The sequence below is a fragment of the Inquilinus ginsengisoli genome (assembly GCF_050434925.1).
GTDB lineage: Bacteria > Pseudomonadota > Alphaproteobacteria > DSM-16000 > Inquilinaceae > Inquilinus > Inquilinus ginsengisoli_B.
Genome location: NZ_JBNDJK010000001.1, coordinates 399,280 through 423,497 on the forward strand (window position 1 = coordinate 399,280; position 24,218 = coordinate 423,497).

A 24,218-nucleotide genomic window follows, 5' to 3' on the forward strand; every position below is an offset into this window, starting at 1 on the left:
GTCGCCATGCCCGATGTTGCAGCGCAAGACGACGAGCCGCTTGCCCTCTACCGCCGCCGGATCGCCGACGGCGCCTTGCGGCCCGACCCCGCCCAGGCCGCGGCGGTCGAGAAGCTGCAGCGGCTGCACCGGCAGCTGCGCAGCTACACCCCGCCCGAGCCGGAGAGCAACGGCCTGCTGTCCCGCCTCGGCTTCGGCAAGAAGAAGCCGGCGGTCGACCCACCGCGCGGCCTGTATTTCTGGGGCGGCGTCGGGCGCGGCAAGTCCATGCTGATGGACCTGTTCTTCGACACCACGCCGGTGCCGAAGAAGCGCCGGGTGCATTTCAACGCCTTCATGCTCGAGGTGCATCAGCGCATCCATGAGTGGCGCCAGTCCGGCGCCGCATCCGAAGGCGACAACGCCGATCCCATCCCGCCGCTGGCCCGCCGCATCGCCGCCGAAGCCTGGCTGCTGTGCTTCGACGAGTTCCATGTCGTCGACATCGCCGATGCCATGATCCTGGGCCGGCTGTTCCAGGCGCTGTTCGGCCTGGGCGTGATCGTGGTCGCGACCTCGAACTGGCCGCCGGACGAGCTGTACAAGGACGGGCTGCAACGCGACCGCTTCCTGCCCTTCATCGCCATGATCAAGAAGAAGCTGGAGGTGGTGCAGCTGGATGGCGGCCGGGACTATCGGCTGGACCGGCTGCGCGGCCGCCCGGTCTACCATTCGCCGCTGGGCGGCATGGCGCACAAGGCGCTGGCCGACCTGTTCGCCGACCTGACCGACGGCGCCGAGGGCGCCCCCGTCATCCTGCCCGTCCCCGGCGCCCGCACGCTGGAGGTGCCGCGCGCCGCCCGGGGCGTGGCCTGGTGCGACTTCGACGCGCTGTGCGCCCGGCCGCTCGGCGCCGCCGACTACCTGACCCTGGCCGACGCCTTCCACACGGTGATCATCGAGGGCGTGCCGCGCTTCACCGAGGCCAAGCGCCACGAGATGAAGCGCTTCATCGTCCTGATCGACAGCCTGTACGAGGCCCGCCGCCGGGTGGTGATCGCGGCCGAGGTGCCGGTCACCCAGCTCTATGCCGGCGACAGCCAGGCGCTGGAATTCGCTCGCACCGAGAGCCGGCTGATGGAGATGCAATCGGCGGAGTATATCGAGGCGAAGAAGGCGGCCTGACGGCCGCCTTCCTCCCGCCCCCGGATCTCAGGCCGGGTTGGCCGCCAGGAAATCGGTGCTGCGGGTCACGTCCTCCCAGCGATTCATCTCCTCGATCAGCGCGTCGAGCTTGGTCTGGGCGCGCTGCAGGGCGTCGCTTCCCAGCAGCAGGTGGAGCGGCGGGTCGTCCGCGCGGACGGCCGCGAGGATGGCCCGCGCGGCCCGGTCGGGATCGCCGAGCTGCTTCCCGGCCATGCTGTCGAACGCGGCCGCGCTGCGCCCGACGCTGGCCGCATAGGCGGCGTCCTCCGCCTCGCTCTTGCGGATCGAATGCGTCGACAGGAAGTCGGTCCGGAAGGCGCCCGGCGCCACCGCGGTGACCTTGATGCCGAGGGGCGCGACCTCCTGCGCCAAGCCCACGCTCAACCCCTCCAGCGCATGCTTCGCCGCCGCGTACAGGCTGGAGCCGGGGCCGGGCGCCCGGCCCGCGATCGAGGTGATGTTGACGATGTGACCGGAGCCCTGGGCCCGCAGATGCGGCAGCGCCGCCCGGATGATGCGGAACGGCGAGAACACGTCGACATCGAACAGCCGGGCCACGTCGGCGTCGCCGGCCTTCTCGACGGCGCCGAGCAGGCCGTAGCCCGCATTGTTGACGATCACGTCGACGCGGCCCGCCAGGGCAAAGGCCCGTTCGACGGCCGCCTCCGCCGCGGCGCCGTCGGCGAGGTCGAGGGTGAGGACATGCAGCGTCCCCGCCCCGGCCGGCAGGTCGGGTCTGCCGCTTCTGACAGTGCCGATGACGGTGTCGCCATCCGCCAGCGCCGCCTTGGCCAGCGCAAGGCCAAGGCCGCGCGAAATGCCGGTGATGAACCAGGTCTTCATGAGAGGTCTCCCTTGTGCGACCTCGAGATAGGCCCCGCCACCCACCTTCAGAATGCGTGCCCTTCTGACAGAGCTTGTAAGCTGACCTTAAAAGCAGTTCAGTGGCTCATGGATTCTCTTTTGTCGGGCAGCGACTACAACCAGCTGCGGGCCTTCGTCGCCGTCGGCGATCTGCTGAGCTTCAGCCGGGCGGCAGAGATGCTGGGCGTCTCGCCCTCGGCCCTGAGCCAGATGGTGCGCGGCTTCGAGGAGCGCGTCGGCGTGCGGCTGTTGAACCGGACCACGCGCAGCGTGGCGCTGACCGATGCCGGCGAGAACCTGCTGCGCCGGGTGCGGCCGGCGGTGTCGGAGCTGAGCCAGGCGATCGGCCAGGTGCGGCGCTATCGCGAGCGCCCGGCGGGCACGGTGCGGATCCACGCTTTCCGCTCGGCGGCGGAGGCCTTCATCCAGCCGATCCTGGCCGCCTTCGCCGAATCCTATCCGGACGTCGTGCTCGACATCACCCTCGACGACGAGGTGACCAATATCGTCGGCGGCGGCTTCGATGCCGCGATCCGCATCGGCGAGGTGATCGAGCGGGACATGGTCGCGGTCCGCCTGGGCCCGGCGATGCGCCAGGTCGCGGTGGCGTCCCCCGCCTATCTGGCCGCCCATGGCCGGCCGGAGCACCCGCGCGACCTGGTGCAGCATCGCTGCATCCGCTGGCGCTGGCCCGGGCGAGCCACGCCCTACGCCTGGGAGTTCTTCGACGATGGCGGCTGGTTCTCGGTCGCGGTCGACGGCCCCCTGATCGTCAACGACAAGGAGATGGCGCGGCGCGCGGCGCTGCAGGGCATCGGCATCGCCTTCCCGGTCGAGCAGACCGTGGCCGGCGACGTTGCCGCGGGCCGGCTGGTGCCGATGCTGGAGCGCTGGTCCGCGACCTTCCCCGGGCTGTTCCTGTGCTATCCGCAGCAGCGCCAGATGGCCCCGGCCCTGCGCGCCTTCATCGATGCGGTGAAGGCCGCGGCGGCCGGAACCGCCCCGTCAGCGACCGTGCCGGCGGCCTGACCGCAGCCATCAGCTCTTCAGCACCACCAGACGCTCGAAGGCGGCCAGGGTCTCCGCGCTGACATGGTGCTCGATGCCCTCGGCATCGATCTCCGCCGCCTCGTCGCTGACCCCGATCGACTTCAGGAATTCGACCACGATGCGGTGGCGCCGACGGCAGGAATCGGCCATCTCGCGGCCGGCATCGGTCAGGAAGATCGAGCGGTAGGGCCGGGCGCTGACCAGCCCTTCTCGCTGCAGCCGGGCAACGGTCTTGTTCACCGTGGCATGGGCCACGCCGAATCGCTCCGCCAGCTCGACGATCCGCGCTTCGCCCTGGCTGTCGATCAGCTCGGCGATCATCTCGACATAGTCTTCGGCCGTCTCGGTCTGCCGGGCCTGGCGCACCCGGCTGAATCCCGCGGCCTGCAGCCCGGTGTCGGTCGGGCGATCCTGTTCCGTCATCTCGTCAGTCCTTCGGAGCCGGATGCCTCCTGGCCCCATTGATGAGTCTGGACCGCGGTGCCGCGGTCCACAGGCCGGCGCGGTTGCGGCGCATCATACCGGCAGATCGGAAAATGACAAGGTGATGACGCTTGCCAAGAATGTAGCCATGGCTACATTATACAGGACGAGGGAGATCGAATCGGCAGACGACCTTCGCCCGCTGCGCGGCAGCGGAGAGAAACGAGCACGCATGATGAGAAGCGATATCGCAGCCCAGGACATCGCCCAGCAGGGCAGTGCCGCCGGCTCCGGCTGGCGCACGGACCCGTCCGCCCCAAGCCTGCCCGAGGTGCATCGCACCATCGCGGTGCCGGTCGGCGTCGGCTGGCTGCGCAAGCTGTTCGCCTTCGTCGGCCCGGGCTATCTCGTCGCCGTCGGCTATATGGACCCGGGCAACTGGGCAACCGACCTGGCCGGCGGCTCGGCCTTCGGCTATACGCTGCTGTCGGTGATCCTGCTGTCGAACGTGATGGCGATCCTGCTGCAGGCGCTGTCGGCCAAGCTGGGTATCGTCACCGGGCGCGACCTGGCCCAGGCCTGCCGCGACCATTATCCGAAGCCGGTCGCCATGGCCTTGTGGTTCCTGTGCGAGGTCGCGATCGTCGCCTGCGACCTGGCCGAGGTGATCGGCACCGCGATCGCGCTGCAGCTCTTGTTCGGCATCCCGCTGCTGTGGGGCGTGGTGCTGACCGCGCTCGACGTCATGGTGGTGCTGTACCTGCAGAACCGGGGCTTCCGGCACCTCGAGGCCTTTATCATCGGCCTGATGCTGATCATCGCCGGCTGCTTCCTGGTCGAGCTGATCCTGGCCCAGCCGGCGATCGCCGAGATCGCCCGCGGCTTCATCCCCTCGCCCGAGATCGTCACCAACCCGGAGATGCTGTACATCGCCATCGGCATCATCGGCGCGACGGTGATGCCGCATAACCTGTACCTGCACTCCTCGATCGTGCAGACCCGGGCCTATGACCGGACCGAGATCGGCAAGCGCGAGGCGATCCGCTACGCCACCGTCGATTCGACCGTGGCGCTGATGTTCGCCCTGTTCATCAACGCCGCGATCCTGATCCTGGCCGCCGCCGCCTTCCACACCACCGGCCGGACCGACGTGGCCGAGATCCAGGACGCCTACCAGCTGCTGGCGCCGGTGCTGGGCATCGGCATCGCCAGCACCCTGTTCGCGGTGGCGCTGCTGGCCTCCGGCCAGAACTCGACCCTGACGGCCACCCTGGCCGGGCAGATCGTGATGGAGGGCTTCCTCTCGATCCGGCTGAAGCCCTGGCTGCGGCGGTTGATCACCCGCGGCATCGCCATCGTGCCGACGGTGATCGTCACCGCGATGTACGGCGAGAGCGGCACCGCCCATCTGCTGGTGCTGAGCCAGGTGGTGCTGAGCCTGCAACTGCCCTTCGCCGTGGTGCCGCTGGTCGCCTTCACCAGCGACCGCGCCAAGATGGGTGCCTTCGCCAACCCGGCCTGGCTGAAATGGACCGCCTGGCTGGTCTCGACGATCATCATCGTGCTCAACGTCAAGCTGCTGTTCGACTGGGTCACCGGAGCGGCGTAGCCGGCGGAAGCAGCCGCGCGAGGGCCTGGTCGAGCCCGTCCGGCAGGGCCAGGCCGAACATCTCGGTCAGTACCGCCTTCACCTCGGCGGCATCGGCGAGGGTCCGCCGCTCGGTGCCGCCGTCCAGCCGATGCACCGCATAGTCGGCGTTGCGCAGGGCGTGGCGGCTGCCGGGCTGGGGCCGGGCGGCGATCAGGCCGGTGACGAAATGCGAGTCGGGATGGGTGGCGAGGTACCAGTTGGCCGTCTCGTAATCGACCGGCCACTGTTCCTGCAAATCGAAGCGGTACAGCGACCGCCACTCCTCCCCCGTCTTCGCCTGCAGCTTGAGATCGCGGTCGACCGGAAGCAGCCGGAAGGGCTCATGCGGCGTCGGCTGCTCGATACCGGGCTCCAGGCGCAGCACGCCGGTCAGGGTCTGGCCGCCGAAGCCGACATCGACGATCCGCGGCCCGTCATCGAGATCCACCCGCAGCAGCATGTGGCTGCGCGGGCTGACGTGGTCTTCCGCCTGGCCCCACAGCACGCGGGCGGTGTGGGCGGTCACCCGGAAACCGATCGCCAGCAGCGCCAGGCGCAGCAGCAGGTTCTGCTCGAAGCAGTAGCCGCCGCGGCCGCCCCACACTAGCTTGCGCTGCAGCGAAGCGGGGTCGAGCAGCGGCGGCCGGCCCAGCAGCGGGTCGAGATTCTCGAACGGGATGGTGCAGGCATGGCGGAACACCAGCGCCTGCAAGGTCGCCAGATCCGGCGCCACCGGCCGGTCATGGCCGATGCGCCGCAGATAGGCATCAAGATCGAAGCTGTCGGTCATGGCGGCTCCTCCCGCAGCCTGCGGGAGGAGCTTAACCCGACGCGGTCAGATGACGAAGTCGATGCCGGGGGGAACCGGGATCGAGTGGTCCATGGTGAGGGCCGGCAGCGGCTCAGAACACGAGCCGATGATGCGGGCGGGGACGCCCACTGCGGTCCGGTGCGGCGGCACGGAGGCCAGTACCACGCTGCCGGCGCCGATCTTGGCGCCCTCGCCGATCTCGATGTTGCCGAGGATCTTGGCGCCGGCGCCGATCAGCACGCCGTCGCGCACCTTGGGATGACGATCGCCGCTCTCCTTGCCGGTGCCGCCGAGGGTGACGCCGTGAAGAATCGAGACGTCGTTGCCGACCACCGCGGTCTCGCCGATGACGACGCCGGTGCCGTGGTCGATCAGCAGCCCCCAGCCGATCCGGGCGGCGGGGTGGATGTCGACCGCGAGGCTCTCCGACACCCGGCTCTGCAAGAAGCTGGCGAGGGCGTGGCGTCCCTGGCCGAGCAGCCAATGGCCGACTCGGTGCCATTGCAGCGCGTGGAAGCCCTTGAAGAACAGGAACGGCGTCAGATGGTTGCGCGCCGCCGGGTCGCGGTCCTTGATCGCGTCGAGGTCGAGCACGGCGTGGCCGGCGATCGTCGGATCGGCGCGCATCGCCTCGGTCGCCAACGCCAGCAGCCGGTCATGGCAGGCGGTATCGCATTCCAGCTTGGTGGCCAACAGGCGGGCGAGCGCATCGCTGAAATCAGCGGCGCCGAGCACGATGCGCTCGACGACCGGGGCCAGGATCGGCTCCTGCCGCGCCAACACCGTGGCGGAATCGCGCATCAGCGCGAAGACCTCGGCGTTCCGGTCGAACACGATCGGGCCGGCGACGTCGGCCTTCCGCGCCAGGGCGGTGTCGGGCATGACCTCTTCCCCTTTGCCGGGCCGGGCGGCGGGGAGCTGCGCCCGGCACAATGACCATTGAAGTGAGATAGGACTTCCCCGGCGGCTTGTCATCAGCGGAGATGAATTCTTTGGTACTACATAAATCGTGTGATTAGATTTTTATTTCAACATGCTATCGTGTTTATAACGATGAGCTGCAGCGATCCAGGGCCTATATGCGGGAACGCCCGCGCCTCCCTTGGGGCTCGCAATGGCGGGCCGGGATCTCGTACGGTCGCTCTGAATGCTGATCCCGGAGAATTGCCAAATGCCCGTCGCCGTCTTCGCCTCGGCCACCGACGATCCCGCCCAGTGGCTGCCGGCGCTGCGCGCGGCGATGCCGGCGCTGGAGGTCCGGGTCTGGCCCGAGATCGGCGACCCGGCCGAGATCGACTACGCCATCGTCTGGAAGCCGCCGGCCGGGATGCTGGCGGGGCTGCCCAACCTCAAGGTGATCTATTCGCTCGGCGCCGGCATCGACGCCATGCTGCGTGACCCGACCCTGCCGGCCGACGTGCCGCTGGTGCGCATGGTCGATCTCAGCCTGACCGAGGGCATGGTCGAGTTCGTGGCCGAGCAGGTGTTGGCGATCCATCGCCAGGCTCGGACCTACCGCGCCCAGCAAGCGGCCGGGGTGTGGAAGCAGCACGATCAGCGGCTGGCCCGTGACGTCACAATCGGCATCCTCGGCCTCGGCACGCTGGGCAGCGCCGTGGCGCGAGCGCTGAAGGCGCTGAACTTCCGGGTGGCGGGCTGGAGCCGCACGCCCAAGGCGGTCCAGGGCGTCGAGGGCTTTGCCGGCGCGGCCCGGCTCGACGCCTTCCTGGCGCAATCCGAGATCCTGGTCTGCCTGCTGCCGCTGACGGCGGAGACCGAGAACATTCTCGACCGCCGGCTGTTCGCCGCCCTGCCGCGCGGCGCCCGGGTGATCAATGCCGGGCGCGGCCATCAACTGGTCGATGCCGATCTGATCGCGGCGCTCGATTCCGGCCATCTCGCCGGCGCGGTGCTGGACGTGTTCCGGACCGAGCCGCTGCCGCCCGCCCACCCGTTCTGGACCCATCCGAAGGTGGTGCTGACCCCGCATGTCGCCGCCAACAACAACGCGACCTACGCGACGCTGCGCCTGGCCGAACAGATCGCCCGCTTCGAACGGGGCGAGCCGATGGAGGATGTGGTCGACCGGTCGCGAGGGTATTGAGACTTTACGCGTCGTCTGAGAAGTAATACTCCAGAGAAGAGGACATCGTTCTTTTATTGCCATTGCCGGGCATGACCCGGCAATCCAGAATATGTCGACAGTCTCTGGATGCCCGGGTCAGGCCCGGGCATGACTGTTTAGGATGGGAGTCCGATCATCAATCGGCTCACTTATTCTGGGCGAGACCTTCGGCGAACCGCCGCACTGCGGTGATGCCCTTGCCCTCGGCCGCCTGGGACCGGGCCGCGACCTCGCGCACCGGGTCGAGCGAGACGCAGGCGGCGCGGACATTGGCGTGGATCAGGGTCTCGCCGTCGACCATCAGGCCGACATGGCCGGGGAAATAGACCAGGTCGCCGCGCCGCAAGCCAACGCTGTCATCCGTCCCGACCAAGGTTCCGGCGGTCTGCACCTGGCGGTAGGTGTCGCGCTCGATGGCGTGGCCGGCGGCGGCGCAGGCGAGCTGGGCTAGGCCGGAGCAGTCGATGCCGAGGCTGGAGCGGCCACCCCAGAGATAAGGCACGCCGAGGAAGCGCTGTGCCGTCGCCACCACGTCCGGCTCGACCGCGTCGAGCGGCCCCAGCGCCACCTCCGGCAGCCAGCCGCCGGGTTCCCCGGCCTCGCGGATCCGAGCATAGCCCTTCGCCGTCCCGATCACCTCGACCGGGCTGCGGAAGCTCAGCGCGCGGACCGGCGGGAGCTTGAAGTCCGGGCCCGGGTAGAGGAAGGCGCGGAAGGCCCGCACCCGGTGGGTCGGCGCGGCGATCCGGTCGGACAGGCCGGCCGCCTCGACATAGCCGACATATCCGTCCGCCGTGAGCTGGCCCCAGGCCCAGCCGTCCCTCACCTCATAGACCGTGATGGTCTCGCCATGCAGCATCTCGGTCGCCTGGCCGCGCGCCGCATCGGGCGCCGCGCGCATCGGCACGATGCCGCGGACCGCCCGGTGCAGCGTGCCGGCGGCGTAGCGCTCCGCCGCATGGACGCCGCGCAGGCTTTCGGCCGCGAGATCCGGCCGCCGCGGCACCAGGTTGCGGTCCGGCTCGGTCACGCCGCGACGCCGATCATGCTGGCCGCCTGGCGCACCAGGTCGGCGAAGCCGTCGAGATAGGCTTGGCCGGCCTGGGTCCGCTCGATCAGCACGTTGCGCCGGTCGGCCGTGTCGACGGTGCGGCGGGTCAGGTCGAGCTCGCCCAGCCGGTCGAGCGCACGAGTCACCGCCGGCTTGGAGATGTGCAGGGTCGAGGACAGCCCACGCACCGTGTGCGGGGCCGGTGTCAGGTAGATGGTGAGCAGGAGCGCGATCTGCCGCGACGACAGGTCCGGCGCCTCGCGCCGGACCGCCGCGGTCAGGGCATGGCGCCACAGCTCCAGCGCCTGCAGCGAGGTCAGGGCGACGGTCATGCCGCACTCATCCCCGGCGACGGCGATACGGTCGATTGAATCAGCGCCGGCCTCCAAACCGCTCCTCCAGCAGGGCGTATACCGCCCGCATCGTCATCGCCTCGCCGCCCTTCGGCCGGCCCGGGCGGTCGGTGCCGTTCCAGGCGTAGAGGTCGATATGCACCCAGGGCACGTCCGGGGCCACGAAGCGTTCGAGGAACAGGGCCGCGGTGATCGCCCCGCCGAAGCGCGTGTCGGGTGCGTTGTTGATGTCGGCGATGCCGGATTTCAGCAGCCGGTTGTAGGGCTGCCACAGCGGCAGGCGCCACAGCGGGTCCTCGACCCGGCGCGACGCCGCGGCCAGCGCGTCGGCGGTGGCGTCGTCGTTCGAGAACATCGCCGGCACGTCGGTGCCGAGCGCGACCCGGGCAGCGCCGGTCAAGGTGGCGAAGTCGACGATGATCTCCGGCTTCTCCGACGACGCCTCCTCCAGCGCGTCGCACAGCACCAGCCGCCCCTCGGCGTCGGTGTTGCCGATCTCGACCGTCAGCCCCTTGCGGCTGCGATACACGTCCATCGGCCGGAAGGCGTCGCCGGACACCGCGTTCTCGACCGCCGGCACCAGCACGCGCAGCCGCACCGGCAGTTGCGCCATCATCACCATGCGGGCGACGCCGAGGGCATGGGCGGCGCCGCCCATGTCCTTCTTCATCAGCAGCATGTTGCCGGCGTCTTTGAGGTCGAGCCCGCCCGAATCGAAGACGACGCCCTTGCCGACCAGCGTCACCTTCGGCGCCGACGGGTCGCCCCAGGTGATGTCGATCAGCCGCGGCGCCCGGCTGGAGGCGCGGCCGACGGCATGGATCAAGGGATAGTTGCGGGTCAGCAGCTCGTCGCCGGCAATGACGCTGAAGCGGGCGCCGAACTCCTTCGCCAGCGCCTCGGCCGCCGCGGCCAACTCGGCCGGGCCGAGATCGTTGGCGGGGGTGTTGACCAGGTCGCGCACCAGCGTGGTGGCGCTGGCCGCGCGCTCGACCGCGGCGCGGTCGGCGGCCCTTGGCCAGACCAGCTTCGCCGAGACCCGGTCCGGCCCCTTGTAGCGGCCATAGTGATAGCCGCCGAGCGCCCAGCCGAAGGCCACGGCGGTGGCGGTCGCCGGCTCGGCCGAATCATCCAGCGCGTAGGTGCCCGCCGGCAACCCGGTCGGCAGCCCGGCGAAGGCCCAGGGGTCGGAGGCGGAGTCGAGGCCGACCAGGATCGCGTCGACCCGCCCGCCTTCGCCCGGCAGCGCCAGGGTGCGGCCCGATTCTGCGGCGAAGCCGTTGGCCTCGGCCCAGGCCCGCTGCGCCGGCGTGGCAGCGGATCGCCAGCTGTCCAGCGCAGCCTTGCTGAGCGGGATCAGAGAGACGGTCTCTCCCTCGGCGGCATCGACCAGATTCGGCAGCACGGCGCAGGCCTTCTTGCGTTCGGGAACTCGGGGCGGCACACCATGCTCCAGCCCGTTTCCCTTGCCAACCCCTCAGCCCGAGCGGACCGTCATGCGCCTCATCATCGGCAACAAGCGCTACTCCTCCTGGTCTTTGCGACCCTGGCTGGCCCTGGCGCATCATGAGATCGCCTTCGAGGAGATCCTGATCCCGCTCTACCGCGAGGGGTCGAAGGAGGCGATCCTGCGCCATTCGCCGAGCGGCAAGGTGCCGGCCCTGATCGACGGCGAAACGACGGTCTGGGACAGCCTGGCCCTCCTGGAATATCTGGCCGAACGCTTCCCGGATCTCGCTTTGTGGCCGCGCGACCCGGCGCGCCGGGCGCTGGCGCGGTCGATCTCGGCGGAGATGCATGGCGGCTTCACGGGTCTACGCAACGAGCTGCCGATGGACCTGGCGCCAACCGACCCCGGCAAGGCCCGCAGCGATGCGGCCGAGGCCGACATCGCCCGCGTCACCACCATCTGGCGGCAGTGCCGCGCGGCGGCCGGTGCCGAGGGGCCGTTCCTGTTCGGCGCCTTCAGTGCGGCCGACTGCATGTATGCCCCAGTCGTCATCCGCTTCGACCGCTACCGGGTGCCGCTCGACCCCGCCTGCCGGGCCTATGCCGACGCGGTCCTGGCCCTGCCGGCGATGCGGCGCTGGGTCGAGGCCGGGATGGCCGAGCCCTGGGTACTGACGTTCTAACCCCGGCCGATGTCGCCGACGTCGTACGGCGTGGTCTGGTAGATCTGGTTGATCCAGTTGCCGAACAGCAGATGGGCATGGCTGCGCCACCGGTTCTGCGGCTTGAGCTTGGGGTCGTTGCCCGGGAAATAGTCGTGCGGCAGGGCGATCGCCTTACCGGCAGCGACGTCGCGGAAATACTCCTCGCCGAGCGTGTCGGTGTCGTATTCGACATGGTTGAACATGTGCAGCGACCGGCGGCTGGCATCTTCCAGCAGACACAGCCCGGCCTCGTCCGACTCCATCAGCACCTTCATGCCGCTGGCGGCCGGGATGTCCTCGCGCCGGTTCTCGGTCCAGCGCGACACCGGGATGGTGAAGTCGTCCGAGAAGCCGCGCAGATAGGGCGAGGCCGCCTCGATGATGCGATGGCGGTACACGCCGAACTTCTTCTCGGGCAGCGCATGCTTGGGCACGCCGTGGAAATGATGCACGGCGGCCTGGGCGCCCCAGCAGATGTTGAAGCAGCCATGGACGTTGGTCTGGGTCCAGTCGAAGACCCGGCGCAGCTCGTCCCAATAGGTCACCTGCTCGAACGGCATCGTCTCGACCGGCGCGCCGGTGACGATGAAGCCGTCGAACTTCTCCGCCCGGACATCCTGCCAGTCGCGGTAGAAGGATAGGATGTGGTCGCTGGGCGTGTTGCGCGGCACGTGGTTGGTCATCTTGACCAGCGTCAGCTCGACCTGCAGCGGCGAGGCGCCGAGCAGCCGGGCGAACTGGGTCTCGGTCTTGACCTTGTTCGGCATCAGGTTCAGCAGGCCGATCCGCATCGGCCGGATGTCCTGCCGCACCGCCTGCGCCTCGAGCATCACCATGACCCCTTCCGCTTCGAGGACGGGCCGGGCGGGCAGGTCGTTCGGAATCTTGATCGGCATTCGGCTCTGTTCCGCGTGTCGTGAGCAGGACCGATTGTGGATGGACCCGTTTGGTTGTCGGTTCGACCACATCCCCCCTCTCGGGGGCGCCACCTTGCTCGGGAAGCAGGTTGGCGTCGGGCAGTGCCCAACTCCTGATGTGCCGCAAGTTCTACGGGGTCCGCCCGCATATTTCAACTGGATGAATGCGCGGCGACGTCCGGTTCGCCGGACTTCGGCTCACGGTGTCGCCCGGGCCGGCAGGCTCAGCACCGCATGCTCGGCATAGTAGCGGGCGGCGCCGGGATGCAGCGGCACGCCGAGGCCGCGCGCGGCACCGTCGATCGAGATCTCCTTGCCGCGCGGATGGCCCGCCGCCAGCAGGTCCAGGGTCGATTTCTGCCACAGGGCACGGGCGATCTCGTAGACCGTGGCCTCCGCGATCCGCTCCGCTACCAGCCAGATCGCCCCGACCGACAGGGCCGGCACCTCCACGGTGACGCCGTCATAGAGGCCGGCGGGGATCGGCTCCTGGGTAAAGAACGGCACCCTGGCGACCAGCGCCTCGGCCTCCGGCCCGGTGATCGGCAGCAGCCGGATCGGCCGCCGCCGCGCCAGGTCTGCGATCACCCCGAGCGGCGGACCGCCGGTCATCACCATGGCGTCGAGCCCGCCTTCGGCCAGCAGGTCGGCCGAAGGCTCCGGCCGCTCGAAGACCTCGGTCACATCCGTCTGCTTCAGGCCGTAGGCGGCCAGGATCAGGCGGATGTCGTAGATCGTGCCGGAGCCCTCGGCGCCGACCGAGACGCGCTTGCCCTTGAGATCGGCCACCGACTGCATCGGGCTGTCCGCCGGCACCACGACATGGACGAATTCGGAGAACAGATGGGCGATGGCGCGCAGGCTGGTCACCGGCGGCTCGCCGGCGAAAGGCCCCTCGCCGGCATAGGCGGCGAAGGCGACGTCGGACTGAGCCAGGCCGGAATCGAACTCGCCATTCTGGATTCGGCGGATGTTGTCGATCGACCCGGCGCTGGCCTGGGCCACCGCGATCAGGCCGGAGACGCCGCAGCTGCCGCCGGCGCTGCCGCAGGGCGGCAGGCCCGGGGGCCCGGAGATGGCGCCGGCGATGATGCCGCCGATCGGGAAATAGGTGCCGCCGGTGGTGCCGGTGCCGATGCGGAAGAACAGCGGGTCCTGCGCCCGCGCCGGCAGCACCCCGCCGAGCCCCGCCGCGGCCATCCCGGCGGCGGGAAGCACCGTGGTCAGCAGGCGGCGGCGGGTGAGCGGCATGGTGGTCCCCTTCAGGCGGCGTCGCGCATGGTCGGCGGCGACTCGTCCGGCGCGCGCGGATCGAGCTCGGCCGCCACCGCCGTGGTGGTCGGCGCCACCGAGACGAAGCTGCCCTGCTCCTCGTTCGGCTTCGCCGCGCGCCGGGTCATGCGGTAGACGGTGAACAGCGCCAGCAGCGCCGCGACCGAGCCGGTCCAGACGAACAGCCCGTCCGGACCCAGCAGCTGCATCACCTGCGACGCCACGATCGGCCCGAAGATCGCGCCGCTACCGTAGCACAGCAGGAGTCCCGCCGCGGCCGGCACCAGCTGCTCCGACGTCATGAAGTCGTTGGCGTGGCTGAGGCTGAGCGGATAGATGGTGTAGGACAGCCCGCCGAAGGCCGCGAGCAACACCAGCAGCAGCGTCATCGAGGTGCCGCCGAACAGCGCCAGCGCGGCGCTGACCAGGGCCAGCGCGATGGTGATGCCGAGGAACACCTGGCGCCGGTCGAAGCGGTCGGACAGCCGCCCGACCGGGTATTGCAGCAGGAAGCCGGCGAAGATCGCCGTCATCATGAAGCTCGCGATCCAGTTCGGCGCCGGGTCGATGGTGCGGGCGTAGACCGGCCCCATGCCGGAGAAGGCGGCGCTGATCAGCCCGACCGAGACGCAGCCGGCGACGCCGAGCGGTGAGATTGCGATCAGGGTGCGCAGGCCGAAGCGCTTGACCTTGATCACCGGCGGCGTCTCGACCGGGGTCAGCGACAGCGGCACCAGCGACAGCGACACCAGCATCGCCACCACCGAGAACAGGGCGAAGCTGGCCGGGTCCATCACCGTCAGCCAGGGCTGCGACAGGCCGAAGGCAGTGTAGTTCACCGCCATGTAGGAGGACATCACCCGGCCGCGCACGGCGTTCACGGCACGGGCGTTCAGCCAGCTTTCAATGATGGTGAACAGCACCGCCATGCTGATGCCGGTGAGAAGGCGCAGCGCCGCCCAGACGATCGGGTCGACCCAGAGGGCGTGGAACAGCGCCGCGGCGGAGGCGATGGCGGCAAAGGCGGCGAAGGTGCGGATATGGCCGACCAGCAGCACGATCCGCGGACCGATCAAGGTGCCCAGGGCGAATCCGCCGGAATAGAAGGCGAGCACGAAGCCGATGGTGCCGACGTCGAAGCCGTCGAGATCCATCCGCACCGCCAGCAGCGTGCCGAACAGCCCGTTGCCCATGATCATGATCGCGGCGCTGAACAGCAGCGGTGCCACGGCCAGGAGGACCGAACCGAGCGAAGGTGTCGCGGAAGCGGGGGTGGTGGCAGCCATCGCGTCCGTTCTAGGTCGGCCGAAAGGCCGGAGCCAGGGAAGATTCGTGACGATTTCAGGGCAAGCCGCCCCGCTGGTCCCGGCCCGCAGGTAAGGTGGGTCGAACAGCCGGGCGGACCAGCCCCTCGCCGCCCCGGACGGACGGCGCGACGGCTCCGGATCAGCCGCCGCGCTTCGGCCGGTAGAACACGTGGTCGCCGATCGAGGCGCTGCGGCGGAAGCGGTTGGTCCAGGCCGGCATGCCGCGGCCCAGCGCCCGCATAGCCGACGGGGCCAGGAAATACTGGGCACCGTCGGTCGGATCGTCGGCGAAATAGCCGTCCAGCATCTGCCAGACCACGAGGCGCGCGGTGCGCTGCAGGATCTCGTCCTGGGCGCTCAGCGGCTGCGGGAACTTCGGCATGGCGCCGGCGCGGACGGCCTTGGCGAAGGCGCGGAAGCGCGGGCGCGACAGCGGCTCGAACTGGCCCGGATCGGCCAGGACCTCGCAAGGCGAATCGCCGAAGTCGTTGGCCACGGCGATCCGGTTCATCACCACCCAGACCACCGCCGCCATGCCGCGCGTGCCCTGGTTGCCGGCCTCGGTATAGGCGGTGAAGGCGAGGCAGCGCAGAGCGCGCTCCGCCTCGGTCGGCTCGGCCGGCAGTGGCACGCCGCCGATGCTCATCGGCGCCGACCCGTACAGCCGCAGCAGCGGCGAGGGCTGGTCGAGCGCGGTGCCGCCGGCGGAGACGAAGATGGTGCAGGCCAGGTCGCCCGGGCCGCAGCCGGTCAGGCGGCGGCCGGCATCATCGGCCTCGGCGTCGCGCAGCCAGGGGGCGCCCGCCGGCTGGAGCAGCGACACGGCACGGGCCAAGGCGACATCCAGCCGCTCGGTCTCTTCCGGCTCGGGCCGGTCGACCCGCAGCAGCGAGGAGCGCGACCGGGCCGAGACCGGCGCGGCGCCGGGCGCGGCGGGCTGCACCGTGGCCACGGCATCGGCCGCGACCACCGCCTGGCCCGACCCGGACAGGGCGGCCAAAGCCGGTTGGGCCGGGACCGGATCGGCGGTCGCCGGCATCACCGCGGCCACCGGCGCGATCGAGGACGGCGACGCGGCCGCGGTGTCGGTCAGCAATTCCGCCATCGGTCCCAGCGAGGCGACGACCACGGGCTTCGCCTCGTTCGGGGCGACATCGATCAGGGCCGCGGTGCCGGGCTGCGCCGCCGGAGCGGCGACGGGTTCCACCACCGCCGTGTCCGCCAGGCCTTCGGCCGGGGCCAGGGGCGGCTCGGTGGTCGCCTGCACCGGCGGCGTAGCCACCGGCTGTCCGGGCAGCGGCAAGGGGTCGGCCAGGCGGGCCGGCGGGTCGAGCCGCGCGGCCTCGGCACTGGGGCCGGGCAGGCTGATCGGCACCAGCACCGGCTCGGCCTCCTGCGGCTCCGGCACCGGGCGCGTCACCTCCTGCAGGGCGTCGGCCCAGGGGTCGAGCGGCGGCGCCGGCTCGGGCAGGCGCGGCACCGCGGCGAAGGCGGAGCCGAAGAGGACCCGCATCGGGTTGTCACTCGGCGCGGGGGCGGGGGGCGCCTCGGCCAGGCGCCGCGTCGTGGCGATAGCGGGCTGCGGCCGCACCGCCTCCGCCGGATCGACCACATGCGCCGGCTCGACCGCGATCCCGGCGAGGTCGACCGCGATGACGGGCGGCGATTTCGGGCGCGCGGAATCGATCGCGATCGCGCCGCCGAGGGCGGCAGCCCCGACCAGCGCGATCGACAGAAGAAGGAGGCCCTTCGACGTCATGCCCGACCTCCCCCTTGTCGGCGCGTGGGGCGGAGCCCATCCGGGCGCACTCCACCCGGCGCCGCCGGGAGACGGGGCAACGCTCTGCGCCGGCGATCGGGGCCCGGGATGATCGCAACGGATCCGGGAACACCGACCGCCCAAGTGCATTTCATTGCGGTCACGGGGGGCGCGGGTATCATGGCGCGCGCTGCGAGTCCAGACCGACGGAAGGCCATATGTCCCGCAAAACCGCTGAAATCCGCCGTTCCGCCTGGGTTCGCCCGGCACGTTTTTTCGCTTTTTTTATCGCGATTGCCGCCTTTCCGGCCCTGGCGCAGGACAAGCCGGCCCCCGAGTCGGCACCGAAGGAAGCGATCGACATCGAGCTGAACAAGCTCGAACCCGGCAACAATGGCTGCCGGGCCTTCATGGTCATGCACAACGGCACCGACCGGAGCTACAGCAACCTGCAGCTCGACCTCGTGGTGTTCGACCCGAAGGGCATCATCGTCGACCAGCTGGCCGTGGACATGGCTCCGCTGAGCGCCGGCAAAACCATGGTCAAGGTGTTCGAGATTGCCGGTCATGATTGCGGTAGTTTCGGCCGTGTGCTGTTGAACGACGTGTTGACGTGCAAGGCGGGAGAGGCAGCGGTCGAACGCTGCATCGATCTATTGGTTCCCACCAGCCGGGCGGCGATCGGTTTCATCAAGTAAAGAAGGCCGGATCATGGCGGTCGACCCGCAGATCATGACGATGCTTGAGCGGATCACCGCTGTTTCCGGGGACACAGCGCCGGCCGAGCGCCTGGCGCCGGCCGAAGCGCGGCGCGCCATGGCCGCGGTGCTGCCGCTGTTGAACGAGCACGCGCCGGCCGTGGCGCGGGTCGAGGACCGCACCCTGCCGGGTGCTGAGGGACCGATCGCCGCACGCGTCTACGATCCCGGCACGCCCACCCCCTCGCCCGCCATCGTCTACATCCATGGCGGCGGCTGGGTGCTGTGCGACCTGGACAGCCATGACGGCGTGTGCCGGGAGCTGGCGCAGCGCTCCGGCCTCAAGGTGGTCAGCCTCGGCTACCGGCTGGCGCCGGAGCATCCGTTCCCGGCCGCGCTCGAGGATTGCGTCGCGGCGGTGCGCTGGCTTGCCGCCCAGGGCCGCGACTGGGGCATCGACCGCCTGGTGATCGCCGGCGATTCGGCCGGGGCCAACCTGTCGCTTGCCACCCTGCTGGCGCTGCGCGACGCCGGCGAGCAGCCGCTGCGAGGGGCGGCGCTGGTCTATGGCGTGTTCGCCCCCGACCACGACACGCCATCGCATCTGGCATATGGCGGCGACAACCGCTATTTCCTGTCGACTGCCGAGATGGAGTGGTTCTGGGGCCATTATGTCCCGGCCGGCACCGACCGGCGCACGCCGCTGGCCGCGCCGCTCTACGCCGATCTCGCCGGCCTGCCGCCGCTGTACCTGACCGCGGCGGAATACGATTGCCTGAGGACCGACAGTGAACAGCTCGCCTACCGCCTGGCCCTGGCCGGGCAACCGCACGAATTCCGGCTGTGGCGCGGCATGATCCACGCCTGTCTGCACATGGCCGGCAACGTCGAGGTGATGCGGGCCGAGATCGACCGTCTGGCCGCCTTCCTGCGCCGGCAGGCGACGGCATGAGCCGCCCCCCTCGCCCGCCGAAGCCCGGCGCCGGACGCGCGCGCGGCCCCGGCCGATCCTCCGAAGCCGGCGACGAACAGCGCCCGCCGCGCGGACGCAAGCCCGCCGGCGGGGCCGGAGCCCAGGCCGAACGGCCGGCGCGGGACACCCGGCGCCCCGACAGGCCGTCCCGCGGAGCCCCTGCGGACCGCGAGGAGGCCGAACGCGCGCCCCGCCGCACCGGGCGCGCTCCCGCCGGACGCAGCGCCCGGCAGGACGAGCCGGAGGCAAAGCCGAAGCGCCAGCCGTCCCGTGGTGGCAAGCCGCCGTCCCGCGGGGCTCCGGCGGACCGCCAGGAGGCCGAGCGCGCTCCCCGCCGCACCGCGCGCGCACCCACCAGCCGCGGCGCCCGACAGGACGAGCCGGAGGCAATGCCGAAGCGCAGGCCGCCCCGCGACGGCAAGCCGTCGGACCGTGGGGGCCCAGCGAACCGCCAGGAGGCCGAACCCGCTCCTCGCCGCACCGCGCGCGCTCCCTCCAGCCGCGGCGGCCGGCGGGACGAACCGGAGGCGACGCCGAAAGGCCGGCCGCCCCGCGGCGGCAAGACGCCCTCCCGCCTCGCCGCGGCGAAGGCTGAGGACGAGACGGCGCCACGCGGCGCGAAGCGGGCCGGCCCGGCCGCGGCCGGACGGCGCCCCCCGACCGCCGGCAAGCCGCGCGGGTCGCGATCCAAGGCGACCACGCCGCAGGAGGCCGCGCGCGCCGCGATCCCGGAATGGCTGTGGGACGGCGGTGAGGAGCCGGCGGAAGACACCGTCCCACGCCGGCGCGGCCGCCCGCGCGGTCCGGTGCGCGATGAGCCCGCCGAGCCGACGGAGGCCCCCGCGGCGCGGGCCAGGACCGCACCGCGCGGCCCGCTGACCTCGTCGCGCCGGATCGGCCGCGACACCGGAGCACCGAAGCCGCCGCCGGCAAAACCAGGCGAGCGCTGGCGCGAAGAACGGCGCATGCGCCCGGCGCCGGAGCCGGACCAGGCCCGCTACGTCGTCTTCCACAAGCCCTATGGCGTGCTGAGCCAGTTCACGCCGGAGGGGCGCTGGCGCGGCCTGAACGAATTCGGCCTGCCGCCCGGCATCTATGCCGCCGGACGGCTGGACGCCGACAGCGAGGGGCTGCTGCTGCTGACCGATGACGGGCCGCTGATCAAGCGCCTGCTGGACCCGAAGCACGGCCACCCCCGGACCTATCTGGCGCAGGTCGAGGGCGACCCGGCGGAGGAGGCGCTGGCCGCGCTGGCCGGCGGCATCGCCCTGACCGACGGCCCGACCCGCCCGTGCGGGATCGAGCGGCTGGCGGAGGAGCCCGACCTGCCGCCGCGCGACCCGCCGATCCGGGACCGCAAGTCGATCCCGACCGCCTGGCTGCGCCTGACCCTGACCGAGGGTCGCAACCGCCAGGTGCGGCGGATGACGGCGGCGGTCGGCCACCCGACCCTGCGGCTGGTCCGCGTCGCCCTCGGCGGCCTGGAGCTCGGCGACCTGGCGCCCGGCACCTGGACCACGGTGGAGCGGGAGGAAATCCTGTCCGGCCTGCGCTGATAACGCCAGGATTACTGGAAACTTACGTGAAATTCACGGGTGCGGCCCGCTTGCGGGGGATATCACGGCTGCTGCAGTGGCAGCCGAGGATCCGCCGCGTGGCGGACGCACCCGATGAAGCAAAGCACGCGCCGGTTCTGGAAGGATTTCTTCGCCCTCCTGATGCCGTTCTGGCGGTCCAAGGAGAAATGGCCGGCGATCGGGCTGCTGGTGGTGATCGCCGCCTTCACCCTCGGCGCCGTGTTCCTGAGTGTGCAGTTCAGCTTCTGGTATAACCGCTTCTACCAGGCGCTGCAGGACTACAATCAGCCCGCGTTCTGGCGCGAGATCGCGATCTTCGCCGGCCTGGCGACCATGTCCGTCCTGCGTGGCGTCTACGCGACCTATCTCGGGCAATGGCTGCGCATCCGCTGGCGGCGCTGGATGACCGACCACCTGCTCAACGAATGGCTGGCCGACCGGGCCTATTACCGCCAGCAGCTGACGGCGGGTGCGACCGACAATCCCGACCAGCGCATCGCCGAGGACATCCAGCAATTCGTCGACGGTACCCTCACCCTCAGCCTCAGCTTCCTCGGCAATGTGGTGAACCTTGCGTCTTTCGCCGTGATCCTGTGGGGGCTGGCAGCGCCGTTGACGATCCCGCTGCTGGGCGGCAGCAGCATCACCATCCCGCATTTCATGCTGTGGGCCGCCATCGTCTACGCCATCGTCGGAACCATCCTGACCCATCTCATCGGCCGCCCGCTGATCCGGCTGAGCTTCCTGCAGCAGAAGCGGGAGGCGGATTTCCGCTTCGGCCTGGTCCGGTTCCGCGAGAACACCGAGGCGATCGCGCTCTATGGCGGCGAGCCGAGTGAGCGGCAGGGGCTGCTGCGTCTGTTCGGCGGGGTGATGGACAACTTCTACCAGCTGATGAGCCGGACAAAGAAGCTCGGCTTCTTCACCTCCGCCTATGGCCAGGCTTCCGCCGTGTTCCCCGGCATCCTCGTCGCCCCGCAATACTTCGCCAAGACCATCGAGCTGGGCGGTGTCGTCCAGGTCATCCAGGCCTTCGGCAACGTCCAGGATTCGCTGTCGTGGTTCGTCAGCGCCTATTCCACGCTGGCCGACTACAAGGCGACCGTCGACCGCCTGACCGGTTTCCGCCGCAGCCTCAATACGGCAAAGGCTCAGGCGCGCTCGGCCGAGATCAACGTCGCGGCCGAGCCCCGCGCCGACCTCGCCGTCGATTCGGTCCAACTCGCCCTGCCCGACGGCCAGGCGCTGATCGAAGGCCGCGACCTGTCGGTCCGCCCCGGCGACCGGCTGCTGCTGACCGGCCCGTCCGGCACCGGCAAGTCGACGCTGTTCCGCGCCTTGGCCGGGATCTGGCCCTTCGGCCGGGCGCAGATCCGCATCCCCAAGGACGCGAAGGTGCTGTTCCTGCCGCAGCGACCCTACCTGCCGCTGGGCACGCTGCACGCCGCCGTCGCCTATCCGGCCAGGCCGGAGGAGGTGTCCGCCGAAGCCGCGACCGAGGCCCTGCGCGCGGTCGATCTCGGCCATCTGGTGCCCGCGCTGGAGCAGGAGGAGTATTGGGCCCGCCGCCTGTCGCCGGGCGAGCAGCAACGCCTGGCCATCGCCCGGGCGGTCCTGGCCAGGCCGGGCTGGCTGTTCCTGGACGAGGCCACCAGCGCGCTGGACGAGGCGACCGAGCAGCGGATGTTCGCGCTGCTGCGCGACCGGCTGCCCGGCACCACCTGGCTGACCATCTCTCACGACCCCAAGGTCGCCGCCTTCCACAACCGCCGCTGGCGGATCGAGAAGGACGGCTCGGCCCCCGGCCGCCTGGTCGAGGAGCCGTCGGCCGCGGTGGCCTGACCGGGACAACGCTCTCCGGACATACGGTTCCGTCATCGCGAGGGGCGAAGCGGCGTGGCGATCCAGTGGCCGGTGCCGCTGGATCGCTTCGCTGCGCTCGCGATGATGCCTTAATTTAAGAATTGACTTATCTAAGTGAATTCTTCATAAAAGACTCATGAACGCCTTCGCCGCCCTTGCCGACCCTACCCGGCAGCAGATCGTCGAGATGCTGGCGGCGGGCGAGCGCAGCGCCGGCGAGATCGCCGCCCAGTTCGCGATGAGCGGACCGGCGGTCTCCCAGCACCTCAAGGTGCTGCGCGAGGCCGGGCTGATCACCGTCCGGGCCGACGCGCAGCGGCGCATCTACGCGCTCGACCCCAGGGGCTTCGACGCGCTGGACGAGTGGCTGCGGCGCATCCGCCGCTTCTGGGGCGGCCGGCTGGACGAGCTGGAGCGGCGGCTGCGCGCCGCCCCCGACACAGGAGAAGCATCATGAGCGACTACGGCACCATCATCGCCCCCGGCGCGGTCCGGTTCGAGCGGCTGCTGCCGGGCCCGATCGAGCGGGTCTGGGCCTATCTGACGGAGACGGACAAGCGCGGTACCTGGCTCGCCACCGGCGCCGTCGAGCCGCGTGCGGGCGGCCAGGTGGGGCTGAATTTCCTCCATTCCGGGCTGTCGCCGCTGCCGGACGAGATTCCGGCCAAGTACAAGTCGCTGGAAAAGGGTGCCAGCTTCACCGCCCGGGTCACGCGCTGGGAGCCGCCGCGGCTGCTGAGCCACAGCTGGCCCGAGCCGTCCGGCGACGAGTCGGAGGTGACCTTCGAGCTGACGCCGCAGGGTGGGGACATCCTCCTGGTGCTGACCCACCGCCGCATCGGCGCGGAGCAGATGACGAGCGTCGCCGGCGGCTGGCACACCCATCTCGGCATCCTGGTCGACCATCTGCATGGCCGGGTGCCGCAGCCCTTCTTCATCACCCATTCGCGGCTCGAGGGCGAGTACGAGAAGCGCATCGCCTCGGCCTGACCACCCCTCACGGAGGACACGACCATGACCGCAACCTTCGCCGGCGGCCGCAACATCGCGCTGAAGGTGCCGCCGCACCAATACGACGCCACCGTCAAATTCTACCGCGACGTGATCGGCCTGAAGCCGCTGGACAACCACCCGCCGGCGATCGGCTTCGAATTCGGCGCCAACCAGCTGTGGATCGACCGGGTCGACATCCTCAGCCAGGCCGAGCTGTGGCTGGAGATCGTGGCCGACGACGTGCCGCAAGCGGCCGAGCATTTCGCCGCCGCCGGCGTCGCCCGCCGCGACGAGATCGAGCGCCTGCCCGACGGCTTCGACGGCTTCTGGATCTCCGACCCTGCCGCGATCATCCACATCGTCTCGGCCAAGCGCAGCCAGTATTGACGGTTACGTCCTCGGCTCCGTGGTCAGCGGCAGCAGCCGGGCGTGCGATGCCTCCAGCAGCCGGGCCATCGCGCCCGCCGCGGCCTCCGGCTCACGCCCGATGATCGCGGTGCGGACCGCGTCGTGCAGCGCCACGTCCTCGCTGGGCCGGGTGGCGTGGCGCTGCAGCATCTCCGACGACACCCGCAGCGCCGATTTCACCGCCGCGCCGATGGTCACGAACAGGCCGTTGTGCGAGGCGGTGATGATGGCCAGGTGGAACTCCAGCGCCGCCTCGGACGACGCCTTCACCGGCTGCTTCTCGTCATAGGCGCGGGCCAGCTGGTGGAAGTGGCGCTCGATCGCGGCATGGTCGTCGGCCGTGCCGTCGCGCGCCGCCAGGAATGACGCCCGCGGCTCGAAGCACAGCCGCATCTCGAAGATGTCCTCGACGATCTTGGCGTCGAACTGCGCCTCCAGCCGCCACTGCAGCACGTCGCGGTCCAAGAGGTTCCATTCGCCGAAGGGCAGCACCCGGGTGCCGGTCTTCGGCGACACCTCGATCAGCCGCTTGCCCGCCAGGCTCTTGATCGCCTCGCGCAGGGTGGTCCGGCTGACGCCGTAGGTCTGGCACAGCTCGCTCTCGATCGGCAGCGAATCGTGAGGCCGGAACTCGCCGGACACAATGCGCATGCCCAGGCTGTTCGAGACCTGGGCGCTCATCGTCCCGACCAGCACCATCTCGCGTTCCAGCATCAGACCGTCTCCACCCTTCCCCTTTTATCGAACAGGCCGGGGAAGCCCCGGTTGACAAAACCCGCCGATCGCCCCGATGATCGAATCATATG

Annotated in this window: 24 protein-coding genes and 1 riboswitch; of the genes, 12 read left to right on the forward strand and 12 right to left on the reverse strand. The window is 70.4% G+C overall.

The features are described from left to right. Window positions 1–6: 6 nt before the first annotated feature. A complete protein-coding gene (gene zapE / locus QFZ27_RS01985; RefSeq protein WP_429224406.1) occupies window positions 7–1,164 on the forward strand; it encodes a cell division protein ZapE in 1,158 nt (385 codons plus the stop codon). Window positions 1,165–1,191: 27 nt separating this feature from the next. Here the strand turns inward: zapE and QFZ27_RS01990 are convergent, their stop codons facing one another. Continuing rightward, window positions 1,192–2,028, reverse strand: a complete 837-nt coding sequence (locus tag QFZ27_RS01990) for an oxidoreductase (RefSeq protein ID WP_429224407.1) — start codon at window positions 2,026–2,028, stop codon at window positions 1,192–1,194. A 108-nt stretch (window positions 2,029–2,136) separates the two neighbouring features. On the opposite strand from QFZ27_RS01990, the gene QFZ27_RS01995 reads away from it, so the two are divergent. Beyond that, window positions 2,137–3,078, forward strand: coding sequence for a LysR family transcriptional regulator (locus QFZ27_RS01995; protein WP_429224408.1), 942 nt, complete (start codon window positions 2,137–2,139; stop codon window positions 3,076–3,078). A 9-nt stretch (window positions 3,079–3,087) separates the two neighbouring features. Here QFZ27_RS01995 and mntR read toward each other — a convergent pair whose 3' ends face one another. Next, on the reverse strand, window positions 3,088–3,522 hold the full coding sequence (gene mntR / locus QFZ27_RS02000; protein ID WP_429224409.1) for a manganese-binding transcriptional regulator MntR: 435 nt from the start codon (window positions 3,520–3,522) through the stop codon (window positions 3,088–3,090). A gap of 232 nt (window positions 3,523–3,754) precedes the next feature. Here mntR and QFZ27_RS02005 point away from each other — a divergent pair, with 232 nt between their 5' ends. Next, window positions 3,755–5,131 (forward strand): Nramp family divalent metal transporter, encoded by a 1,377-nt coding sequence (locus tag QFZ27_RS02005; RefSeq protein ID WP_429224410.1) that lies wholly within the window; start codon window positions 3,755–3,757, stop codon window positions 5,129–5,131. Here QFZ27_RS02005 and QFZ27_RS02010 read toward each other — a convergent pair. Then, window positions 5,115–5,942, reverse strand: a complete 828-nt coding sequence (locus tag QFZ27_RS02010; protein ID WP_429224411.1) for an arylamine N-acetyltransferase family protein — start codon at window positions 5,940–5,942, stop codon at window positions 5,115–5,117. The two genes, QFZ27_RS02005 and QFZ27_RS02010, sit on opposite strands and share 17 nt — an antisense overlap. Before the next feature lie 45 nt (window positions 5,943–5,987). Continuing rightward, the gene (cysE, locus tag QFZ27_RS02015) at window positions 5,988–6,845 is read right to left on the reverse strand and encodes a serine O-acetyltransferase (protein ID WP_429224412.1); all 858 of its coding nucleotides are present in this window, start codon (window positions 6,843–6,845) and stop codon (window positions 5,988–5,990) included. A 289-nt stretch (window positions 6,846–7,134) separates the two neighbouring features. Between cysE and QFZ27_RS02020 the strand changes: the two genes are divergently transcribed. Beyond that, window positions 7,135–8,067, forward strand: a complete 933-nt coding sequence (locus QFZ27_RS02020; protein WP_429224413.1) for a 2-hydroxyacid dehydrogenase — start codon at window positions 7,135–7,137, stop codon at window positions 8,065–8,067. A 166-nt stretch (window positions 8,068–8,233) separates the two neighbouring features. On the opposite strand, the gene QFZ27_RS02025 is transcribed toward QFZ27_RS02020, so the two are convergent. Genes QFZ27_RS02025 through QFZ27_RS02035 form a run of 3 tightly spaced genes read right to left on the reverse strand, consistent with a single transcriptional unit; the run spans window position 8,234 to window position 10,897 of the window. Beyond that, entirely contained in the window at window positions 8,234–9,118 is an 885-nt protein-coding gene (locus QFZ27_RS02025) for a C40 family peptidase (protein WP_429224414.1), read from the reverse strand. Next, on the reverse strand, window positions 9,115–9,471 hold the full coding sequence (locus QFZ27_RS02030) for a MarR family transcriptional regulator (RefSeq protein WP_429224415.1): 357 nt from the start codon (window positions 9,469–9,471) through the stop codon (window positions 9,115–9,117). The genes QFZ27_RS02025 and QFZ27_RS02030 overlap by 4 nt, the downstream gene beginning before the upstream one ends. Before the next feature lie 40 nt (window positions 9,472–9,511). Continuing rightward, entirely contained in the window at window positions 9,512–10,897 is a 1,386-nt protein-coding gene (locus QFZ27_RS02035; RefSeq protein ID WP_429232408.1) for a leucyl aminopeptidase family protein, read from the reverse strand. Between the two features lie 91 nt (window positions 10,898–10,988). Here QFZ27_RS02035 and QFZ27_RS02040 point away from each other — a divergent pair, with 91 nt between their 5' ends. Further along, window positions 10,989–11,624: a glutathione S-transferase family protein gene (locus QFZ27_RS02040; protein WP_429224416.1), complete on the forward strand. Its 636-nt coding sequence runs from the start codon at window positions 10,989–10,991 to the stop codon at window positions 11,622–11,624. On the opposite strand, the gene metA is transcribed toward QFZ27_RS02040, so the two are convergent. The 4 genes from metA to QFZ27_RS02060 form a co-directional block, all read right to left on the reverse strand. Next, a complete protein-coding gene (gene metA, locus QFZ27_RS02045; protein ID WP_429224417.1) occupies window positions 11,621–12,541 on the reverse strand; it encodes a homoserine O-acetyltransferase MetA in 921 nt (306 codons plus the stop codon). The two genes, QFZ27_RS02040 and metA, sit on opposite strands and share 4 nt — an antisense overlap. Before the next feature lie 40 nt (window positions 12,542–12,581). After that, window positions 12,582–12,687, reverse strand: a riboswitch (SAM-I-IV-variant riboswitch). Window positions 12,688–12,760: 73 nt separating this feature from the next. Next, on the reverse strand, window positions 12,761–13,813 hold the full coding sequence (locus QFZ27_RS02050; protein WP_429224418.1) for a TAXI family TRAP transporter solute-binding subunit: 1,053 nt from the start codon (window positions 13,811–13,813) through the stop codon (window positions 12,761–12,763). 11 nt (window positions 13,814–13,824) lie between these two features. Next, entirely contained in the window at window positions 13,825–15,120 is a 1,296-nt protein-coding gene (locus QFZ27_RS02055) for an MFS transporter (protein ID WP_429224419.1), read from the reverse strand. A 160-nt stretch (window positions 15,121–15,280) separates the two neighbouring features. Continuing rightward, complete coding sequence (locus QFZ27_RS02060) at window positions 15,281–16,900, reverse strand: cell wall hydrolase (RefSeq protein WP_429224420.1); 1,620 nt, start codon at window positions 16,898–16,900, stop codon at window positions 15,281–15,283. 218 nt (window positions 16,901–17,118) lie between these two features. On the opposite strand from QFZ27_RS02060, the gene QFZ27_RS02065 reads away from it, so the two are divergent. The 7 genes from QFZ27_RS02065 (at window position 17,119) to QFZ27_RS02095 (ending at window position 23,391) form a co-directional block, all read left to right on the forward strand. After that, a complete protein-coding gene (locus tag QFZ27_RS02065) occupies window positions 17,119–17,598 on the forward strand; it encodes a Tat pathway signal sequence domain protein (RefSeq protein WP_429224421.1) in 480 nt (159 codons plus the stop codon). A 13-nt stretch (window positions 17,599–17,611) separates the two neighbouring features. Continuing rightward, window positions 17,612–18,550 (forward strand): alpha/beta hydrolase, encoded by a 939-nt coding sequence (locus QFZ27_RS02070; protein WP_429224422.1) that lies wholly within the window; start codon window positions 17,612–17,614, stop codon window positions 18,548–18,550. 410 nt (window positions 18,551–18,960) lie between these two features. After that, window positions 18,961–20,127, forward strand: coding sequence for a pseudouridine synthase (locus tag QFZ27_RS02075; RefSeq protein ID WP_429224423.1), 1,167 nt, complete (start codon window positions 18,961–18,963; stop codon window positions 20,125–20,127). 114 nt (window positions 20,128–20,241) lie between these two features. Then, window positions 20,242–21,990 (forward strand): ABC transporter ATP-binding protein/permease, encoded by a 1,749-nt coding sequence (locus tag QFZ27_RS02080; protein WP_429224424.1) that lies wholly within the window; start codon window positions 20,242–20,244, stop codon window positions 21,988–21,990. A gap of 157 nt (window positions 21,991–22,147) precedes the next feature. Further along, complete coding sequence (locus QFZ27_RS02085; RefSeq protein WP_429224425.1) at window positions 22,148–22,468, forward strand: ArsR/SmtB family transcription factor; 321 nt, start codon at window positions 22,148–22,150, stop codon at window positions 22,466–22,468. Continuing rightward, window positions 22,465–23,001, forward strand: coding sequence for an SRPBCC family protein (locus QFZ27_RS02090; protein ID WP_429224426.1), 537 nt, complete (start codon window positions 22,465–22,467; stop codon window positions 22,999–23,001). Before QFZ27_RS02085 ends, QFZ27_RS02090 begins: the two co-directional genes overlap by 4 nt. Window positions 23,002–23,025: 24 nt before the next feature. Next, a complete protein-coding gene (locus tag QFZ27_RS02095; RefSeq protein ID WP_429224427.1) occupies window positions 23,026–23,391 on the forward strand; it encodes a VOC family protein in 366 nt (121 codons plus the stop codon). Window positions 23,392–23,394: 3 nt separating this feature from the next. Here the strand turns inward: QFZ27_RS02095 and QFZ27_RS02100 are convergent, their stop codons facing one another. After that, window positions 23,395–24,126, reverse strand: a complete 732-nt coding sequence (locus tag QFZ27_RS02100) for a FadR/GntR family transcriptional regulator (protein WP_429224428.1) — start codon at window positions 24,124–24,126, stop codon at window positions 23,395–23,397. Between the last annotated feature and the right edge of the window lie 92 nt (window positions 24,127–24,218).

Coding starts and splice junctions, on each gene's coding strand:
- QFZ27_RS01995 (WP_429224408.1), top strand. CDS start 2,137: ATGGATTCTCTTTTGTCGGGCAGCGACTACAACCAGCTGCGGGCCTTC.
- QFZ27_RS02055 (WP_429224419.1), bottom strand. CDS start 15,120: ATGGCTGCCACCACCCCCGCTTCCGCGACACCTTCGCTCGGTTCGGTC.
- cysE (WP_429224412.1), bottom strand. CDS start 6,845: ATGCCCGACACCGCCCTGGCGCGGAAGGCCGACGTCGCCGGCCCGATC.
- QFZ27_RS02020 (WP_429224413.1), top strand. CDS start 7,135: ATGCCCGTCGCCGTCTTCGCCTCGGCCACCGACGATCCCGCCCAGTGG.
- QFZ27_RS02030 (WP_429224415.1), bottom strand. CDS start 9,471: ATGACCGTCGCCCTGACCTCGCTGCAGGCGCTGGAGCTGTGGCGCCAT.
- QFZ27_RS02005 (WP_429224410.1), top strand. CDS start 3,755: ATGATGAGAAGCGATATCGCAGCCCAGGACATCGCCCAGCAGGGCAGT.
- QFZ27_RS02040 (WP_429224416.1), top strand. CDS start 10,989: ATGCGCCTCATCATCGGCAACAAGCGCTACTCCTCCTGGTCTTTGCGA.
- QFZ27_RS02100 (WP_429224428.1), bottom strand. CDS start 24,126: ATGCTGGAACGCGAGATGGTGCTGGTCGGGACGATGAGCGCCCAGGTC.
- QFZ27_RS02095 (WP_429224427.1), top strand. CDS start 23,026: ATGACCGCAACCTTCGCCGGCGGCCGCAACATCGCGCTGAAGGTGCCG.
- QFZ27_RS01990 (WP_429224407.1), bottom strand. CDS start 2,028: ATGAAGACCTGGTTCATCACCGGCATTTCGCGCGGCCTTGGCCTTGCG.
- QFZ27_RS02065 (WP_429224421.1), top strand. CDS start 17,119: ATGTCCCGCAAAACCGCTGAAATCCGCCGTTCCGCCTGGGTTCGCCCG.
- zapE (WP_429224406.1), top strand. CDS start 7: ATGCCCGATGTTGCAGCGCAAGACGACGAGCCGCTTGCCCTCTACCGC.
- QFZ27_RS02060 (WP_429224420.1), bottom strand. CDS start 16,900: ATGACGTCGAAGGGCCTCCTTCTTCTGTCGATCGCGCTGGTCGGGGCT.
- QFZ27_RS02010 (WP_429224411.1), bottom strand. CDS start 5,942: ATGACCGACAGCTTCGATCTTGATGCCTATCTGCGGCGCATCGGCCAT.
- QFZ27_RS02080 (WP_429224424.1), top strand. CDS start 20,242: ATGAAGCAAAGCACGCGCCGGTTCTGGAAGGATTTCTTCGCCCTCCTG.
- QFZ27_RS02050 (WP_429224418.1), bottom strand. CDS start 13,813: ATGCCGCTCACCCGCCGCCGCCTGCTGACCACGGTGCTTCCCGCCGCC.
- QFZ27_RS02075 (WP_429224423.1), top strand. CDS start 18,961: ATGCCGAAGCGCAGGCCGCCCCGCGACGGCAAGCCGTCGGACCGTGGG.
- QFZ27_RS02090 (WP_429224426.1), top strand. CDS start 22,465: ATGAGCGACTACGGCACCATCATCGCCCCCGGCGCGGTCCGGTTCGAG.
- QFZ27_RS02070 (WP_429224422.1), top strand. CDS start 17,612: ATGGCGGTCGACCCGCAGATCATGACGATGCTTGAGCGGATCACCGCT.
- QFZ27_RS02085 (WP_429224425.1), top strand. CDS start 22,148: ATGAACGCCTTCGCCGCCCTTGCCGACCCTACCCGGCAGCAGATCGTC.
- metA (WP_429224417.1), bottom strand. CDS start 12,541: ATGCCGATCAAGATTCCGAACGACCTGCCCGCCCGGCCCGTCCTCGAA.
- mntR (WP_429224409.1), bottom strand. CDS start 3,522: ATGACGGAACAGGATCGCCCGACCGACACCGGGCTGCAGGCCGCGGGA.